This window comes from Xanthomonas sp. Leaf148 (assembly GCF_001423585.1).
GTDB lineage: Bacteria > Pseudomonadota > Gammaproteobacteria > Xanthomonadales > Xanthomonadaceae > Xanthomonas.
This window is the reverse complement of record NZ_LMOP01000011.1, coordinates 288,129-305,777: the sequence shown is the minus strand read 5'-3', so window position 1 is coordinate 305,777 and position 17,649 is coordinate 288,129. Positions and strand designations below refer to the sequence as shown.

Genomic DNA, 17,649 nt, shown 5'->3' with positions numbered 1-17,649 from the left:
GGCGGAGGACCTGCCCGCGCTTGCGTCCTATGACCGCTGACAACCTTCTCCGCCGAGCGACGCATGGCGCGTTGCGAACGACAAGGCCATCACCACGCTGACGAACAGCGTGGCCGTTGTAAGACACGCGTTGCTACCAACAGACGCGCAGCCCATCCCCGCAACACACCGATCGCCTTACACTCAACGGCTACCCCGCAGCTGTCGTCCGTCTTCGATGATCATTTCTGCCGCTTCCGATTACCGTGCCGCTGCGCAGGCGCGCTTGCCGCCCTTCTTGTTTCACTACATCGATGGCGGCGCGTATGCCGAGCACACGCTGCGGCGCAATGTCTCGGATCTGGCCGATATCGCGCTGCGCCAGCGGGTGCTGCGTAACATGTCCGACCTGAGCCTGAGCACCGAGCTGTTCGGCGAAACCCTGGCGATGCCAGTGGCGTTGGCACCGGTCGGGCTCACCGGCATGTATGCGCGGCGCGGCGAAGTGCAGGCCGCACGTGCGGCGGCCGCGCGCGGGATCCCGTTCACCCTCTCCACGGTGTCGGTGTGCCCAATCGAAGAGGTGGCGCCGGCCATCAGCCGGCCGATGTGGTTCCAGCTGTATGTGCTCAAGGATCGCGGCTTCATGCGCAATGCGCTGGAGCGCGCCAAGGCGGCCGGCGTCACCACGCTGGTGTTCACCGTGGACATGCCCACGCCGGGCGCGCGCTACCGCGATGCGCACTCGGGCATGAGCGGGCCCAATGCATCGCTGCGACGGATGCTGCAGGCGGTGACGCATCCGCGCTGGGCGTGGGACGTGGGCCTGCTCGGCAAACCGCATGATCTGGGCAACATCTCGGCCTATCGCGGCAGCCCCACCGGCTTGCAGGACTACATCGGCTGGCTCGGCGCCAACTTCGACCCGTCGATTGCGTGGAAAGACCTGGAATGGATCCGCGAGTTCTGGACCGGGCCGATGGTGATCAAGGGCATCCTGGACCCGGACGATGCGCGCGATGCGGTGCGCTTCGGCGCCGACGGCATCGTGGTGTCCAACCACGGTGGACGCCAGCTCGATGGCGTGTTGTCCAGCGCACGCGCGTTGCCGGCCATTGCCGATGCGGTGAAGGGGCAGCTCAAGATCCTGGCCGACTCGGGCATCCGCAGTGGGCTGGATGTGGTGCGCATGCTCGCGCTCGGCGCCGATGCGGTGTTGTTGGGCCGCGCATTCGTCTACGCGCTGGCGGCCGGCGGCCAGGCTGGAGTAGAAAATTTGCTGACTTTGATCGAGAAGGAAATGCGCGTGGCGATGACGCTGACCGGCACGCATTCGATTGCCGAGATCAGCGGCGATGCGTTGAGCCGGGTGACGCGCGAGAACGCTGTGTCTCCTTGAATCGGGGAATGGAGAATTGGGAATCGGTAAAAGCGCTTGGCCGCATTGGTTTTGCTGCGTGCATGCCGGGCAATAAGCAATGGCGGCGTTGTCTGCCACCGCTGTTCGCCCTTCTTTCAGCGGGCCATAACACGGCAGCAGTCTTTGCTTGAGCGGGCACGATGCTTCGACATCGGGAAGTACGCGTATCTCCTACGCCGCACTGCTTCTGCGTAGCGACTGCACAATCGTCGTATCAATCGTTAGCGCTTGCCCTCGCTTGTCGGCAACCGCTGCTTCACTGCCCGCACCTCCGCCCACGGGTCACTACGCTGTCGCTTGGCACGTTGCACGGCCTTGTCGATCGGAAACACATCCGGCCCGCTGATCTTGCCGAGCTCTTCCCAGTGCAGCGGTACGGCGACGGTGGCCTTTTCGCGCGCGCGCAGCGACCACGAACACACGCTGGTGTTGCCGCGGCCGTTGCGCAGCCAGTCGACAAAGATCACCCCATGCCGCTTGGCCTTGCTCATGGTGGCCACGTAACGCTCCGGCGCCTGTGTGGCCAGCGCCTGCGCGAATGCCTCACAGAAATCGCGCGCTTGCTCCCAGCTGGCATCGGGCACGATCGGCACGACGACATGCAGCCCCTTGCCGCCGGATAAGCGCACTGCGCTTTCCAGTCCCGCCGCGCGCAGCTTGTTGCGGATGTCGCGCGCGGCAGCCACCACGGCGGACCAGGCGACCTGTTCGCCCGGATCCAGGTCGAATACCAGGCGGTCCGGATGCTCCGGGTCGTCGATGCACGCCCCCCACGGATGCAGCTCCAGCGTGTTCATCTGCACCAGCTCGAGCAAGCCGGCTGCATCCTCGATATACAAATACTCCTCAGTGCCGCTTTTCTGCTTGAGCGCAATCGCCTCGATATGCGCGCCCAGTTGCCGACCCTGGTGCTTCTGGAAGAAACAGTCGCCTCCCACGCCATCGGGGCAGCGCAGCAACGACAGCGGCCGGCGCGCAACTTCCAGCAACACCAGCGGTGCGACGGCGCGGTAGTAGGCCGCCACCTCGCCCTTGCTGATGCCCAGCGCAGGAAACACCACACGCTCGGGATGGGTGATGGTGACGCCGTCGGTAGGCAGCGCCGCCGCTGTCTTCTTCGACGTGGCCGATGCAGTGCTGGTGACGCTCGATGCTATGAATGTCCTGCTCTTGGACGCTGCCTTGGCAGCGCGTTTGGGTGTGGCCGTGCTCGCAACGCTGCTGGTGGTCCTGGAGACTTTTTTGGTCGCAGTATCCCGTGTCGCCACGCTCGATTTCGCTACCGCAGTGCGTGTCTTGGTCGCGCGCTTGGCGGGTGCAGCGCGGTCGCCACCTAGATCGGTCATGGGTTTGTCGTGCCGTAACCGCTTGAACGCGGCCTGCCGCAACAGCCCTTGCTTGGCCCAGCCACGGAATGCCACTTCGGCGATCAGCGCAGGCCGCACCCAGTGCACATCGCGCGGACGGCCCGGCAGATGCGATGGCAGTTCCAACGTGGCGGTGTCGCTGTGCAGCGCACGCAGTTGCGTGGTGATCTTGCCCAGCAATGCGTCATCGAAACCGGTGCCCACGCGGCCAACGTAACGCAGCGCCTTGCCGTCCAGTTGTGCAAGCAGCAACGCACCGAAGCCGCTGCGCGTGCCCTTGGGATCTGTGTATCCCACCACCACAAACTCGTCGCTGTCTTCGTGCTTGGTCTTGACCCAATCCGCACCGCGGCCGCCGTGATACGCCGCATCTGCGCGCTTGCTGACAATGCCTTCCCAGCCCTTGTCGGCACTGGCCGCAAATACCTCCGGCCCGCGTCCGATCACATGGTCGCTGTAAGCCAACGTGCCCGGGGTGTCGCCCAGCAATGCACGCAGCAGCTGTTTGCGCTGCAGCAGCGGCGTGTCGCGCAGATCGACGCCGGCCACACCGAGCAGATCGAACACGAGATAGCGCAGCGGCTGCTGCGCGCTGCCATCCAGCGCCCGTTGCAATGCGGAGAAATCACTACGTCCCTGCGCATCCAGCACCACCAGCTCGCCATCCAGGCGTGCGTCGCGCACCGGCAACGCCTGCAGCGCGCTCACTACCTCTGGGAAGCGGTCGGTCCATGCCTGATCGTTACGCGAGCGCAGTTGCACACGGCCATCGACCAGGTCGGCCAGCAGGCGATATCCATCCCATTTGATTTCATGCAGCCATCCATCGCCGTCTGGGGCCTGCTCGCGCAACAGCGTGAGCTGCGCGCGCAATTCGGTCGGACACGGCGCATCGCGTGCGCCGTCCAACTCCAGTGCCCGCGTGCGCCAGGTAGCCTGCGTTGGGCTGCGCTTGGTGGCGTGGTCGTGCCGGCCCATCGGCTAGCCGGCCTTGCGGCGCGGTGCGGCTTTTACCGCGGTTTTCTTGATCGCCTTGCTCGCCGTCTTCTTGGTGGCTTTTTTGGCGACCTTCTTGGTTGTGGCCTTCTTGGCCGACGCTGCGTTCGAGCCAACTGTGCCGGTCTTCTTCGCCGGTGTGCGCGTATTGGCCTGCAGGCTTTTCTGCAGCAAGGACATGAAATCCACCACGTTGGTGGTGGCGTCTTCATGCTTGGTGGGCTCCACCTCCACCTGCGTGGTGCCACCCTTTTCCTGGATGCGCTTGCGCAGGATCTTCTCGAGCTTGCCGCGGAATTCGTCGTGATAGTCCTCCGGCTGCCAGCTGCCGGACATCGACTCGATCAACTGCCTGGCCATCTCCTGTTCCTTGGGCGTGATGCGGTACTCGCCCACCGCACCGGCCGGTAATTTGAAGTCCTGCGGGTCCACCACTTCCTGTTGATAGCGCAGCAGCAACAGGATCAACGCATCACCCTGCGGCATCACCGCGGCCAGGTATTCGCGGGTGCGGATCACCACCTTGGCAATACCCACCTTGCCGGTGTCGCGCAGCGTTTCGCGCAGCAGCACATAGCCTTTTTCGGCCTTCTTGCCTGGCACCAGGATGTAAGGCTTTTCGAAATAGCGCGGGTCGATGTCCGCCGCATCGACAAAGGTTTCCACCTCCACCGTCTCGTGGCTTTCCGGCGACGCCGAGCGGATGTCCTGCTCTTCGACGATGACGTAGCTGCCCTTGTCGTACTCGAATGCCTTGACGATCTCCTTCCACGGCACTTCATCGCCGGTATCGGCGTTGACGCGCTCGAAGCGGATCGGCTTCTTGTCGCGTGAGTCGAGCATGCGGAAGTGCAGGTCCACCTTGCGCTCGCCGGACATCAACGCTACCGGCACATTGAGCAAGCCGAACGAGAGGGTTCCGGTCCAGATCGGTCGTGCCATCAGTGCGCCGCTCCGTGGATGGCTGCGTCGGGAATATGATCCAGCGCCAGCCACGCGTCCTCGACGATGGTGCGCGCATGCGGCCAGTCCAGGCGCGAATTGCCGCGCATGCTGTCCCACTGCGCCGCCAGCGCCTGCTCGCAGTGCGCATCATTGCCGCGCGGCCAGTCTGCAGCGTGGGTCAGACGGGCGAACGCATAGGCCGGCGACAGATCGCGCCAGGTGGGCCCGCCGCGGCGGCGGCGGCGCTGGTAATCGACCAGGCTGTAGCACTGGAAGTCCTGCGCCACACCGACTGCATCGACTGGCGGTCGCTTGCGATGGGTCCGCTTGGCCGCTGCAGGCTCCACCTGCGCACTGAACAGGCGACGGTCGGGACGGCGGTCCTGGGGGCGCATGGTCTGCTCCACGGTGCAGCGTTGAGGGCCCACATCAGTAGCGCCGCTGCCGTGATCCAGACGTGAGAAATCCGCTTATATCGTGCGATTTGCGTGCCCTTCACCGCGCACGCGCTGAACTGGCAGCCCATCCAGACACCAGGAGCGGCGCCATGTCCCGCGACCCCTTACGCGACCAACCCACCCAACCGGGCGAACAGCACGGCAAGCGCGATGCCGAGCAGTATGAGGATCGCGGTGCAGGCGATGCACCAGGCCGCTTGATCCCGGCCGATGACGACACCCCTGCCAAGACCCCGGGCAGCACACCGGCAGCCGAGCACTGACACCGGCGCGGTCGCGGGGCATGCCTGGCGACGCTAGGCCCGCCCCGCCGCTTGCAGACGGCGGAATTCGTCATCGCTGAAGAGCCGCGAGCGCACCAGAAATCGCACGCCTTCGCCATTTTCCAGCGAGAACATGCCACCACGGCCTGGCACCACATCGATGATCAGCTGGGTGTGCTTCCAGTACTCGAATTGCGGCGCGCTGATGTAGAACGATGCGCCGCCGATCTCACCCAGCAGCACGTCGTGATCACCAACGATGAAGTCGCCGACCGCAAAGCACATCGGCGACGAGCCATCGCAACACCCACCGGATTGATGGAACAGCAGATCGCCGTGCCGCGCACGCAGCGTGTCGATCAGCTGTAATGCTGGCAGCGTGGCCATGACCTGCAATGGCAGGTCCGTCTGGGTGATCGTGCCGTGCATCATCCGCCTCCAATGGCCGCGTCAGGCTGCCATATCGCGCACGATACGCCCCTCGCAGTCATGCTGGCGCGCATGCATACGACAGTGGATGTGGCTGTCGCGTGTGTCGGTCGGAACGGTCGTAGCCACCCAGGTGTTCTGCAGGGGGCCTGTACCGCTTGAGGTCAAGCGGCAGGAGGCAAGTCAGATTCGGCCGTATCCGCGATCAACCATCATCCGAGCACCGGACAACCACGCAGCCTGCGCGTGAGCCCGCTCCCCACAGCCGCATGGAGCGCAGACATGGCGGCACTCGCAAGAGGCGCCGGCCGCGCGGACGCAGCCGATAGTCGCCGCCCTCACATGCCACTCGTACACTCCGCCTTTGTGCGCCATCCGCATCCGCCCGACGCCTGCGCGTCACGTGGTGCTGGTCACTGTGCGCTTTAACGCTCATACGGAAGGAACCACACCATGAAGCAACGCCTGCTCACCGCCGCCCTGCTTGCCCTGCTACTGCAAGGCTGTCAGGCGCCCGAGTCCACTGCCGCCGCCGATCCCGCTGCGCCGACCTCCACGGCCACGACAACCGCCGCCCCGGAACCGGCACCTCCGGCCACCCCGGCAGCACAGCGCCCCGCGCTGCCCCAGGGAGCCTGCGAGAAAACCGAAGACGGCTTCTCTGCGTTTCTGGAAGCGATCGTCGCCGATCCGGCGGTACGCGCGGCCTACAGTGCCCCACACGTCGAAGAAAGCGACCTGCGCGACCCGTCCAAGCCTGTGGACCGCCCCGGCGAGCCGTTCCGGCTGGTCCTGATCGATTCGCGCTGGTCCTACGACGAGCCCGACAAGCAGCCCGAGCAACTGGCGCGGGTGAAGCTGGAGCTCAAGCCCGACGGCGAGCGCATGCGCGCAGAGTTCATCAGGGCCGAGTTCTCCCCCGACGAAGAAGTCATCAAGACCGTCGGGACACCGGAGGCCTATGTGTTCGACTACACGCAGCAATGCTGGCAGTTGACCCAGCATCTGCGCTGATCGGCGGCTAGCCCGCCTGCGGGCAGACTCCGTCACTCTTGGTTGTCTCGCTATCAATAGGGAAATTGCACATGCCCAGGTACACCATCGTCGAATCGGTCGGACGCGGCGTCCAGCACATCCACGACTACGAAGACATCGAGCGCCATCACCCCACGCGCGGTAACGAGCGTGGGCGCGTGTACGGCACCGTCAACGGCGAACGCGAAGAACTGCTCGGCAACTACAACGGCGCGGCAACCGTCTCGCGCGATGGCGATCATTACGTGTCGAAGGATTTCGTGCTGCAGGCCGGTGGGGCCAGTGCGGTGCCGGTGCCGGCCATTGCCAGCGGCTATATCGGCCGCGTGGATGCCAGCGACGGGATCGTGCAGATCTACGACAAGCCGGCCTCCGACCCGAGCCGCGAAATGATCGCGCAGTACCGGCATCTGGACCTGCGCAATACCCAACTGGAAACCGGTGCGCGCATCGAATACGGGCAATCGGTGGGCATCCAGGGCGGCTTCAACAACGGCAATCCCAGTGCGTTCGGCAAGCACGTGCATGTGGACATCAACACCAGCTACCTTCCACAGGCCGAGCGCTATGTGCGCGACATCAGCAGCGGCGCGATCACCACCGATCAGCGCCCGCAACACGCCCAGCCCAACCTCACCGGTACGGCCCAGGTGACGGACATTTCAGGCAATGGCCGCACAGTCGCTGCGCCGGGCGGGGCCGCGGCGGTGAGCGCCGCTCCAATGGCCGATGGCGTGCTGCGCAAGAACGAACACGGACCGGACGTCACAGCGCTGCAGCAACGCCTCAACGCGCTGGGATACACCGATGCCCAGGGCCAGCCATTGGGCACCGACGGCAAGTTTGGCGATCGCACCCTGCAGGCTGTGCAGGCATTCCAGCGCGATCACCAACTGAGCGATGACGGCATCGCCGGCCGGGACACCTTCAAGGCGCTGGCCGGCGCCCAGCCGCGCCAGCCCGAGCATGCCGCCGCTCCCGAGCAACGTGACGCATCATCGCGCCAACCGCTGTTGTCCGATCAGGCGCATCCGCAGCATGCGATGTACCAACAGGCAGTGGGCGCGCTGGAAAAGCTCGGTCCTGCGGGCGGGTTCAAGGACCGCAAGGAGCTGGAGCAGGCCGCCGGCACTCTCACCCACGACGCCAGCATCAGCGGGCTGACCCGCATCGACCACGTCACGCCCAACAAGGCGGGCAACGGTCTGTTTGCGGTGGAAGGCAGGCTGGACGACCCGGCACACCGCCGCGCCTACATCGATCGCGATCAGGCGGTGCAACAGACGCTGGAGCAATCCACGCAGAAACTGCGGCAGGATCTGCCGACCGGCATCGAACAAGAGCCGGCGCGCGAAACCAACCGCGCGATGGCGATGTAGCCGGTCATCGGTTATCGCAACGTCCTGCAGGCGGCAGGGTCTGCTGCCTGCAAGGCGTTGCTGCATGCGCGATTGATCGATCGGGACACGCGACGAGCAGTTGCAACGTGACAACGGACTGCGTGCAGGAGCTGCGTTGGGGTGATACGAGCCGCAGCGCGCAACGGCCACGCCGTCGTCTACGGGGCACGCTGACACCTTCGACACGGGCGCGCCGTGCCTGCGCTGTTGATAGCGTGCCGCCCGAACAGGCGGCACGCCATTGCCTCAGAAGAACCCCAGCGCCTTCGGCGAATAGCTCACCAGCAGGTTCTTGGTTTGCTGGTAGTGGTCGAGCATCATCTTGTGGTTTTCGCGGCCGATACCCGACTGCTTGTAGCCACCGAACGCGGCATGCGCGGGATAGGCGTGATAGCAGTTGGTCCAGACGCGCCCGGCCTGGATCGCGCGCCCCATGCGGTACAACCGCGACGCATCGCGACTCCACACGCCAGCGCCCAGGCCGTAAAGCGTGTCGTTGGCAATCGCCAGCGCCTCGGCTTCGTCCTTGAAGGTGGTGACCGACACCACCGGCCCGAAGATTTCTTCCTGGAACACACGCATCTTGTTGTGGCCCTTGAACACCGTGGGCTTGACGTAGAAGCCCTCGGCCAGCTCGCCATCGAGCGTGTTGCGCTCGCCACCGATCAACACTTCGGCGCCTTCCTGCCTGCCGATGTCGATGTACGACAGAATCTTTTCCAGCTGCTCGCTCGATGCCTGCGCGCCAACCATGGTGTTGGGATCGAGCGGATTGCCCTGCTTGATTGCGGCCACGCGCTTGAGCGCTTTTTCCATGAACTTGTCGTAGATCGATTCCTGGATCAGCGCGCGCGACGGGCAAGTGCACACCTCGCCCTGATTGAAGGCAAACAGCACAAAACCTTCCACCGCCTTGTCGAGAAAATCATCGTCTTCGGCCATCACATCGGCAAAGAAGATGTTGGGCGATTTACCGCCCAGCTCCAGCGTCACCGGAATCAGGTTCTGGCTGGCGTATTGCATGATCAGCCGGCCGGTGGTGGTTTCGCCGGTGAAGGCGATCTTGGCGATGCGCGGGTTGCTGGCCAGCGGCTTGCCGGCCTCCAACCCAAACCCGTTGACCACGTTTAGCACGCCGGGCGGCAGCAGATCGCCAATGACCTCCATCAACACCAGGATCGACGCCGGCGTCTGTTCGGCCGGCTTCATCACAACGCAGTTACCGGCGGCCAGGGCGGGCGCCAGTTTCCAGCACGCCATCAGCAACGGGAAATTCCACGGAATGATCTGCCCCACCACGCCGAGCGGCTCGTGGAAATGGTAGGCGATGGTGTCGCTGTCGATCTCGGAAATGCCGCCTTCCTGTGCACGAATCGCGCCGGCAAAGTAACGGAAGTGATCCACGCACAGCGGTACATCGGCATTGAGCGTTTCGCGCACCGGTTTGCCGTTGTCCCAGGTTTCGGCATAGGCCAGCAATTCCAGATTCTGCTCGATGCGGTCGGCGATCTTGAGCAGCACATTGGAGCGATCGGTGGTGGAAGTCTTGCCCCAGGCCTCTTTTGCCGCGTGCGCAGCATCCAGCGCCGCTTCGATATCCGGTGCGGTGGAGCGCGCAATCGAGGTAAACACCTTGCCGCTGATCGGCGTGGTGTTGTCGAAATACTGGCCACCATGCGGCGCAACCCACGCACCGCCGATGAAGTTGTCGTAGCGCGATTTGAAGATGGACTGCGGGTCGGTATTGAGCGGTTTGGTTGAGGCAAGCGCGTTCATCATGGTCTCCTGGCAGCGTGGTCCGATGCGAACGTGTATACCCCTGCAAGTGCTAGCGCAATGTCATGTCAAGCGCTGTTGCGCTGCGTCATCATCAAATTGCGATTCTGCAGGGCTGGTTGCTTGGAAGAGCGCTGCACCGCGTCATTGCGGGAATAGGACGCAACGGTCTACACCGCGGCACCTGACCAAGTTTCCATCGAGATGTTGGGAACGGCCGTCCCGGATTCGGCTGACACTTTCGATACGACGTCACCGGACAGCATCGCTTATACCGCCACAAGCATCCTACTCAGCGACTGACTCGCTAGCGTGCTTTTCGCGTAATGTTCGCCTGTTTAGCAGGGCGCCATTCGCGCAAACTGCGAAGATCAAGCCTTAGGTGCCTTCCATCGCTTGATGTCAGGCCACTTCATCATCGAGAGCGACAACATGAGTATTCCGATGTCCAACGGTTTCATCGCCGGCACGTTAGTGTGGACGGAAACGGGCCAGGTCGCGATCGAGGCGATCAAGCCCGGCGACAAGGTGCTATCGCAACCGGAGGAAGGCGGCGAATTGGCTTATCGTTCCGTGGTCAGGACGATCAAGCATACGAACAAAGCGATCGTTAGGGTCTTTTATGTAGACCCCAATAGGCCGGAGGCCACGATCCCCACCTTCGTGACCGAAGATCACCCTTTCTGGATGAAAGGCCGTGGATGGGTCGCCGCTGGCGCACTACGACGCGGTTACAAATTACAAGGTACCGATGGGCGCAAGCTTCGCGTAGACAGCGCCTCGCCTGTTTATCAAACCGAGACTCCAGGTGTGGGCTGGCGCCCACTTCTCCCTAGTTCGGACTTATACGAGCCCTCAGACTTAGGTAGTGACTTCGACTTCAACGGTTCCAAGTTGGGCTTGGTCAAGTCAAGGACTTATCGACCTACCGATGAATCCGTTGAGGGGAAGTTGCTGGGTGTGGATGTCTACAGTATTGAGGTTGAAGGGTTCCACACTTACTACGTCGACAAGGCCGGCACCTGGGTACACGACGCCAACTGCACCTCCGTCTAAAGAGTCAAGAACAACGGTAGTTCGTCCCGGAGCAATCGTGGCGCTTACCTCACACCATACTGTCCGACTCGCATCTATTGCGCGTATAGACAGACAGTTATTATCAGGAGCATGGATGGAGTTGCAGTTGCCGTTCCTGGGAACGACAGTCCTGAAGCAACATAAGTATATTGGTCTGAAGATGGAGGCATGCCTTTATTGGTCATGCCATTGAAAAGGGGCAATCCTTCTTGTCGCAGAACACCAAACCTTATTGGATCATCATCGCATTGGTCGCCGCGACTCCCATCGTGCTCGGCGTCATCGTCGACAAGCAGCGCGCACGCAAGGCCGAAGATGCTCGCACCGCGATGCGGAGCATTTTGGAGTGTCCAAGTACACGACCGGAAGCCTGGCAGATCCCTGGGCTTGAGCGCGTCGTCTCGATTGCTTACCAACGGGACAGGCTGACTTCTATTGATTCAGAGGGCCGACTATGGTCGTACTACGCCTTTCCCACAGCCGACTGTATTGGCGCGCCCGAACGCAGTTATCCAGGGCGAAGCGCCGGTGACGAAGACCCTGCCGCGACCCGAATGGGGCACATCACATCGTCACTGATCGGGGGCATCGGCCTCACCGATGACGGCCGCCTGGTCGATTGGAGCGTCTCTTCTGTGAGTGCTGCAAGTCAGCTGAGCGGCCGGCCGGATATTCACACCCGAGATGCCTCGAATGTCCGTTCAAATATTGTCGACGCGTCCAAGAGCAGGGAACATTTGCTTGCCGTTGATCGTCAGGGCGATGTCTGGAGCGAGGGCTGGGACGATTGTGGTCAACTGGGCCGGCCCGGCCTGTGGGATGGCAGGTCGGATTCTCCGTATGGTCGTGTTCCGGATCTGGCAAACATCAAGGCAGTGGCTACCGGCATGCGTTACAGCTTGGCGCTGGATAAGGCCGGCACGGTCTGGGGTTGGGGAAGCCTGTCAAACACGAACACCTTGGCTGGAGGCATTTATCACCCTGGATCGAAAGCGCCCCTGTGTCGACCTAACGGGAAAGGGGCGCTCGACGTCGATGAGGCGCCACACCCGACTCCGGAGAAAATTCCCGGACTGCCAGCCATCAAATCCATCAGCATGTTGAACGGGTTTGCACTCGCGCTTTCCCGCAAGGGACATGTTTGGGCCTGGGGTAACAACGAATGCGGCGTGACCGGGGTCGAGCCACCTCCGGGGGGAGTCAGCCCCTTCCAGGCCAAACCGCATCGCATCGAAGGTCTCCCACGCATTGTCGCCATCAGTGCCGGCGTGCGTCATGCCTTATTCCTTGACGCAGACGGTGGCGTGTGGGCAACAGGAAACGACGAAGCTCACCAGCTCGGCTCATTACCGCCGCTGACTGGCGCCATCTCAAATTGCGCATCAAGCAGGGATTCTGCGGGTACAGAACCTTATTCCGCCATTCCTCTCAAGGTTCCAGGACTTCCCCCCGCCATCGCGATCGCTGCAGGCCGCGATCGCAGCGCCGCCGTGGATCGCGATGGGCATGTGTGGATCTGGGGACGCGTCCCATAACGCTTTCGCCAGATTCCAGCATTCCCTGCATCCGCCCCCATCGGGGTGAATCCATCTGCATGGAGCAACCGACTCGTTATGCATCCCCACCGTTTGCAACGCGGCACCACCCGATTGCGGTGTCGCCTCTAACGGTGTTCAGGGTCTACCGAATCAACTACCTGAAGCAGGCATCGCCTCATCCGGCGGTGCAGCACAGTCGGCAACGGTTTTCATCTGATAGGTGCGCAGCTGCCATGCAGCGGCCGGCGTCTGCTGCCATACATAGACCCAGCGATAACGCTGACCGGCGTTGCACGCATCGATGGTGACTTCATCGCGCGGGCGGCCTTGCGACGGCAGGGGCAGTGCCGCGGTGGCTGCATCGATGCGTGTGCCCACGGGCCTGTCGAAAAGGACGGTGCTGACGCGAACAGTGCCCAAATCGGCAGCGGCTGGCGGCGGCATCTGCCTGGTTTGACCGCTCGGCCTGGGTTGCTGCAGCAACCAGGCATGGATCTGTGCGATGGCCGGGGCACCGGCGGGGTAGTCGTGCACGATGCGCATGTCCATATGGTCTGCCCTGGCCACATTGCAGGCCAGCAGACACGCCACCGTCGCCGAAAAAACCAACGCTTGCTTCCAGGCTGTCATCGTTGCGCTCCTTGCAGTGAATGAGTGGCCCAAACTATCACGCACGTGTTGAGTGACGACAGCCTTCTTCGCATAGCGCGACGCTGCTTCAAGCCGCCGTCGTACCTCCTGCGACGCGCCATGCCTGCACTGCCGCAAGCACGCGGTTGCCATGCAGGGCGCTGCTATCGCGCACGGCATAGGCGTGTGGTCTGGCTTGTACCTGCGCCGCCAGTTGCGCGCAGGCGGCGTGCGCGTCTACCAACACATCGGCGAGCTCTGTTGCGTTCAACGACAGCAGGATCGAGAAGCCGGTGGCCGACATCGTGCAGTTGATGTCCAGCCAGTAGCGGTTGTCCTGGCGCAGGAGAAACCAGTCTGCGGGGGCGTGATCGATGACGCGCATGGTGTGGCCTGGCGTTTTACTGAAGATGCCTCTGCGCTGCTGTGGCGGCCGCATAGCGAGGCGTGCTATCGGGACGGCTTCGTCGCGCCCGGGTGCGCTCCTACGGGGCAGCGGGCGCGTTGTTGGACGCGCACCGCTACGGCCTGCTCAGCCACCAAAATCCCACTGCAGCCCCACCGTATACGTGCGATCCGGGCCCGGCTCGTAATAGCGCCCGTTGCCGTCGTTGACGATCACCGAGCCCACGTACTGCCGGTCCAGCGCGTTGTCGATGCGTGCAAACGTACGCACCGCACCCTGCGTAGTGGTCCAGCGGCGCGAGGCTTCCAGATTGACCAACGCATAGCCGGGCGCGCGTTCGGTGGCCAGGTCGTTGGCCACGGTGGCGTCGGAGGCCACCGTTTCGGCGGCAAACTGCCACTGCGCCGGCTGCCACTGCCAACGCGCGAACAATTGCTGGCGCGGCACGCCGGGCAGTCGCGAGCCGCTGGCCACCGGTGCGGTGGGCGTGGCGCAACCGCTGCTGGCGCAGGTGAGATAGCCATCGCGCACGGTGGCGTCGACAAACGTGTAAGCCAGCTGCACTTGCTGGGTGGCGCCCAGCGGTTGCTGCCAACTGAGCTCGGCGCCCTGGCGGCGGGTGGCGCCGATGTTGCGGAAGGTGCTGCGGCCGTTGGTGTTGCTGGCCACCGCCAGTTCGTCGTCGGTGTCGGCGCGAAACAGCGCCACCTGCAGCGCCGCGCCGCTCTGCGCGCGCCACTTGCTGCCGACTTCGTAGTTGCGGCTCGTGGCCGAGCCCAGATCCAGCGCCAGACCGGCAGCGCCATCGTTGCGATAGCCCAGCTCGTTGAAGGTGGGTGTTTCGAAGCCGCGTCCGGCGGAGGCGTAAAAACGCAGATCGTCGGTGGCGCGGAACACGATGCCGCCCACCGGCGTGGTGGCCGAATAATCGCGCCGCCCGCTGTCGTCGGGATTACGGCCCACGATGTAGTGGTCGTCCGACTTGAAACGCACCTGGCTATGCCGCACGCCCAGCAGTGCCGACCAGCGGTCGCTCCACTGCCACCAGGCTTGCGCGAACTGGTCCACGTTTTCGACCTGATCGCGTTGATTGCGGCGCAGCGCGCCCTGCACGCCCAACGTGGCGCCGACGAAGTTTTCGTAGCCGGTGCGGTGCTGCCGTTGGCGATCGACATTGGCGCCGACGGTGAGCTGCAGGGGCCGGCCCAGCGCCTGCCCCTGCCACGCCCAGCGCGCGTCGGCGCCTTCGTAATTGCTGTCCAGATCGATCACGCCACCGGCGTGCAGCGGGTTGCGCTGCACCGCCACCGGCACCGCCAGGAACTGCTCCACGCTGCGCTGGCCGCCATAGGCCATCAGCCGCAGCGTCTGGCTGTCGAATTGCTGGGTGAAGATCGCCCCGGCCTGCGATTGGCGCACCGATTTGCGGGTATTGAACTGCGTGGCCACCGATGTGGCCTGGCGCGGGTCGGCGTTGAATTGCGCGCGGGTCAGACCCAGCGGGTCCTGTGCATCGGGCGCGTCGAGATAATTGAGCACCAGATCCAGCCGGCTGCCGGGCGCCAGATCAAAACCGAGCTTGGCGTTGACCGAGTCGCGCTTGGCGCGGCTATGGTCGCGGAAGCCATCGGTTTCGAAGTGATTGGCGGCCAGGTTGTAATGCACCGCGCCCTGCTGCCCGAGCAACTGCGCGCCCACATTGACGGTGGCATTGCTGCCGTAGGTGGCACGCAGCCGCCATGGATCATCCGGCTTGCCATCGGCGCTCCACAGCTGCAGCACGCCGCCGGAAGAGTTGCCGTACAGCGCCGAAAACGGCCCTCGCAGCACTTCCACCCGCTCGGCGCCCAGCACGTTGAAGTGCGACAACTGGCCTTGGCCATCGGGCATGCTCGCCGGGATGCCGTCTACCAGCAGGCGCACGCCGCGTACGCCAAAGGTGGAACGCGCGCCGAAACCGCGGATCGACAGCTGGGTGTCCTGCGCGTAGTTCTGGCGGTCGCGCGCCACCAGCCCGGGGATACCGTCCAGCAGCTCGGACACCTGCGCGCCGCGGCGGTTGTCGTCGTCGGCCGACACCACGGTGAACGAGGCCGGCAGGTCGAAGTCGTCCACCCCGTGCACGCGCGCGGCATCCACCTGCACGGCTGGCAGCAGCTGGGGTGTGGGCTCGGCGGCCAGGGCGGGCGCAACGGCGCTCGCAACGAACACGCCGCACGCGGCGGCCAACAAGGTGAGTCTGGGCATGCGCGTAGTGTCCCTCATCCGTCCTGTGGCCGCATTGTTGCGTACGGAACGAAGCATGCTACGCCCGCCACGCCCTGCTACGATGAAGTGGTTTGGCCCAGCAGCGGCCAACGATCCGGAAGTACCCCACTCTTTCGTCCTTCAGTGAGTCATGCCGTGTCCTTCTTTGCAAACGTAGAACAGGTTCCAGGCGACCCCATCCTGGGCCTGACCGAGGCCTACAACGCCGATAGCCGCCCCAACAAGGTCAATCTGGGCGTGGGTATCTATTACGACGAAAACGGCCGCATCCCGCTGCTGCGCGCCGTGCACAAGATCGAGCAGCAGCTCGCGCAAGAAGCCAAACCGCGCGGCTATCTGCCCATCGACGGCCTGGCTGCCTACGACAAGGCCACCCAGGAGCTGCTGTTCGGTGCCGAATCGGCACTGGTGGCCTCCGGGCGTGTGGCGACCTCGCAGACCGTCGGCGGCAGCGGTGCGCTGCGCGTGGGCGCAGACCTGCTCAAGAAGTTGCTGCCCACCTCCACCATCGCCATCAGCAACCCGAGCTGGGAAAACCACCGCGCGGTGTTCGGCGCGGCCGGCTTCGAGGTCGTGGATTACACCTACTTCGACGCAGCGACCCACGGCCTGAATTTCGACGGCATGCTCGCCGATCTGGCAAAACTCGAACCGGGCACGGTGGTGCTGCTGCACGCCTGCTGCCACAACCCCACTGGCGCGGACCTGACCAAGGACCAGTGGAAGCAGGTCGCCGGCCTGTTGAAGGAACGCAACCTGTTCCCGTTCGTGGACATCGCCTACCAGGGCTTCGACAAGGGCATCGAGGCCGATGCCTACGCGGTGCGCCTGCTCGCTGCCGAAGGCATCGACAGCTACGTGGTGGCCAGCTCGTATTCCAAGTCGTTCTCGCTGTATGGCGAGCGCGTGGGCGCGCTGTCGGTGGTCTCGGCCACCGCGGCCGAAGCCAAGGCCGTGCAGTCACAGGTCAAGCGCATCATCCGCACCATCTACTCCAGCCCGTCCACGCATGGCGCCGCACTGGTGGCCGGCGTGCTGACCAGCCCGGAACTGCGCGATGTGTGGGAACAGGAATTGACCGAAATGCGCGAGCGCATCCACGCCCTGCGCGCTGGCCTGGTCGAGCGGCTGGCCACGCTGGGCTCGCCGGAATTTGAGTTCATCCAGCGCCAGGCCGGCATGTTCTCGTACTCGGGACTGACCAGGTCGCAAGTGGACCGCCTGCGCGATGAGTTCGCCATCTACGCCGTGGGCACCGGCCGCATCTGCGTGGCCGCACTGAGCCAGCGCAATCTGGACTACGTGGCCCAGGCCGTGGCGACCGTCAGCCGGATGTAAGCAGCCACCGATGCGGTTGACCGCATCGGTCGATCTACGCAACGCAAGTACCGGGAGCGCGTAAGCCTCCCGGTTTTTTTATGCCCGCGCAGCAGAGCCTTTGACAGGCCTGCGGCCACACGACGCGCTCCACAGCCCACCGCGGACAATGCACGTGACAGGCAGCGACGCGTTCCAGGCCCGACGCCGTCGCTTGCCAGAGGCACAAGCCGCGAGCGACGACAAACGCTTCGCCTGCCAGTGCCGCATGCGCGGGAGCAGCCACGCTATCGGCCGGCGACGCGCACTGCCTGCTCCCTTCCCCCGCCCGCGGGGGAAGGTGCC

General features: G+C 64.0%; 15 protein-coding genes. 7 read left to right on the top strand and 8 right to left on the bottom strand.

All coding sequences use genetic code 11. The annotated features are described in order from the left end of the window. Window positions 1-217 precede the first annotated feature (217 nt). A complete protein-coding gene (gene lldD / locus ASF90_RS16980; RefSeq protein ID WP_055852886.1) occupies window positions 218-1,378 on the top strand; it encodes an FMN-dependent L-lactate dehydrogenase LldD in 1,161 nt (386 codons plus the stop codon). A gap of 242 nt (window positions 1,379-1,620) precedes the next feature. On the opposite strand, the gene ligD is transcribed toward lldD, so the two are convergent. Genes ligD through ASF90_RS16965 form a run of 3 tightly spaced genes read right to left on the bottom strand, consistent with a single transcriptional unit; the run spans window position 1,621 to window position 5,102 of the window. Further along, a complete protein-coding gene (gene ligD, locus ASF90_RS16975) occupies window positions 1,621-3,744 on the bottom strand; it encodes a DNA ligase D (protein WP_082473592.1) in 2,124 nt (707 codons plus the stop codon). 3 nt (window positions 3,745-3,747) lie between these two features. Then, window positions 3,748-4,704, bottom strand: coding sequence for a Ku protein (locus tag ASF90_RS16970; protein WP_055852883.1), 957 nt, complete (start codon window positions 4,702-4,704; stop codon window positions 3,748-3,750). Further along, on the bottom strand, window positions 4,704-5,102 hold the full coding sequence (locus tag ASF90_RS16965; RefSeq protein WP_055852997.1) for a hypothetical protein: 399 nt from the start codon (window positions 5,100-5,102) through the stop codon (window positions 4,704-4,706). The genes ASF90_RS16970 and ASF90_RS16965 overlap by 1 nt, the downstream gene beginning before the upstream one ends. Before the next feature lie 152 nt (window positions 5,103-5,254). On the opposite strand from ASF90_RS16965, the gene ASF90_RS23935 reads away from it, so the two are divergent. Further along, the gene (locus ASF90_RS23935; RefSeq protein WP_162847477.1) at window positions 5,255-5,428 is read left to right on the top strand and encodes a hypothetical protein; all 174 of its coding nucleotides are present in this window, start codon (window positions 5,255-5,257) and stop codon (window positions 5,426-5,428) included. 33 nt (window positions 5,429-5,461) lie between these two features. Here ASF90_RS23935 and ASF90_RS16960 read toward each other — a convergent pair whose 3' ends face one another. Next, a complete protein-coding gene (locus ASF90_RS16960; protein ID WP_055852993.1) occupies window positions 5,462-5,857 on the bottom strand; it encodes a DUF779 domain-containing protein in 396 nt (131 codons plus the stop codon). A 453-nt stretch (window positions 5,858-6,310) separates the two neighbouring features. On the opposite strand from ASF90_RS16960, the gene ASF90_RS16955 reads away from it, so the two are divergent. Then, window positions 6,311-6,871, top strand: a complete 561-nt coding sequence (locus ASF90_RS16955) for a hypothetical protein (protein WP_055852881.1) — start codon at window positions 6,311-6,313, stop codon at window positions 6,869-6,871. 71 nt (window positions 6,872-6,942) lie between these two features. Beyond that, on the top strand, window positions 6,943-8,271 hold the full coding sequence (locus ASF90_RS22740) for a peptidoglycan-binding domain-containing protein (protein WP_082473591.1): 1,329 nt from the start codon (window positions 6,943-6,945) through the stop codon (window positions 8,269-8,271). Window positions 8,272-8,538: 267 nt separating this feature from the next. Here ASF90_RS22740 and adh read toward each other — a convergent pair whose 3' ends face one another. After that, window positions 8,539-10,068, bottom strand: coding sequence for an aldehyde dehydrogenase (adh, locus tag ASF90_RS16945; RefSeq protein WP_055852878.1), 1,530 nt, complete (start codon window positions 10,066-10,068; stop codon window positions 8,539-8,541). A gap of 432 nt (window positions 10,069-10,500) precedes the next feature. Between adh and ASF90_RS16940 the strand changes: the two genes are divergently transcribed. Further along, window positions 10,501-11,124 (top strand): polymorphic toxin-type HINT domain-containing protein, encoded by a 624-nt coding sequence (locus ASF90_RS16940; protein WP_161556460.1) that lies wholly within the window; start codon window positions 10,501-10,503, stop codon window positions 11,122-11,124. Window positions 11,125-11,354: 230 nt separating this feature from the next. Beyond that, a complete protein-coding gene (locus ASF90_RS22735; protein WP_082473590.1) occupies window positions 11,355-12,680 on the top strand; it encodes a hypothetical protein in 1,326 nt (441 codons plus the stop codon). A 153-nt stretch (window positions 12,681-12,833) separates the two neighbouring features. Here ASF90_RS22735 and ASF90_RS16935 read toward each other — a convergent pair whose 3' ends face one another. The 3 genes from ASF90_RS16935 to ASF90_RS16925 all read right to left on the bottom strand — a co-directional run bounded on the left by ASF90_RS16935 (window position 12,834) and on the right by ASF90_RS16925 (window position 15,966). Then, window positions 12,834-13,466, bottom strand: coding sequence for a hypothetical protein (locus ASF90_RS16935; RefSeq protein ID WP_168371666.1), 633 nt, complete (start codon window positions 13,464-13,466; stop codon window positions 12,834-12,836). Beyond that, on the bottom strand, window positions 13,402-13,698 hold the full coding sequence (locus ASF90_RS16930; protein WP_055852871.1) for a hypothetical protein: 297 nt from the start codon (window positions 13,696-13,698) through the stop codon (window positions 13,402-13,404). Before ASF90_RS16930 ends, ASF90_RS16935 begins: the two co-directional genes overlap by 65 nt. A 147-nt stretch (window positions 13,699-13,845) precedes the next feature. Further along, on the bottom strand, window positions 13,846-15,966 hold the full coding sequence (locus tag ASF90_RS16925; protein WP_055852868.1) for a TonB-dependent receptor: 2,121 nt from the start codon (window positions 15,964-15,966) through the stop codon (window positions 13,846-13,848). Between the two features lie 156 nt (window positions 15,967-16,122). Between ASF90_RS16925 and ASF90_RS16920 the strand changes: the two genes are divergently transcribed. Then, window positions 16,123-17,325, top strand: a complete 1,203-nt coding sequence (locus tag ASF90_RS16920) for an amino acid aminotransferase (RefSeq protein ID WP_055852989.1) — start codon at window positions 16,123-16,125, stop codon at window positions 17,323-17,325. Window positions 17,326-17,649: the final 324 nt, after the last annotated feature.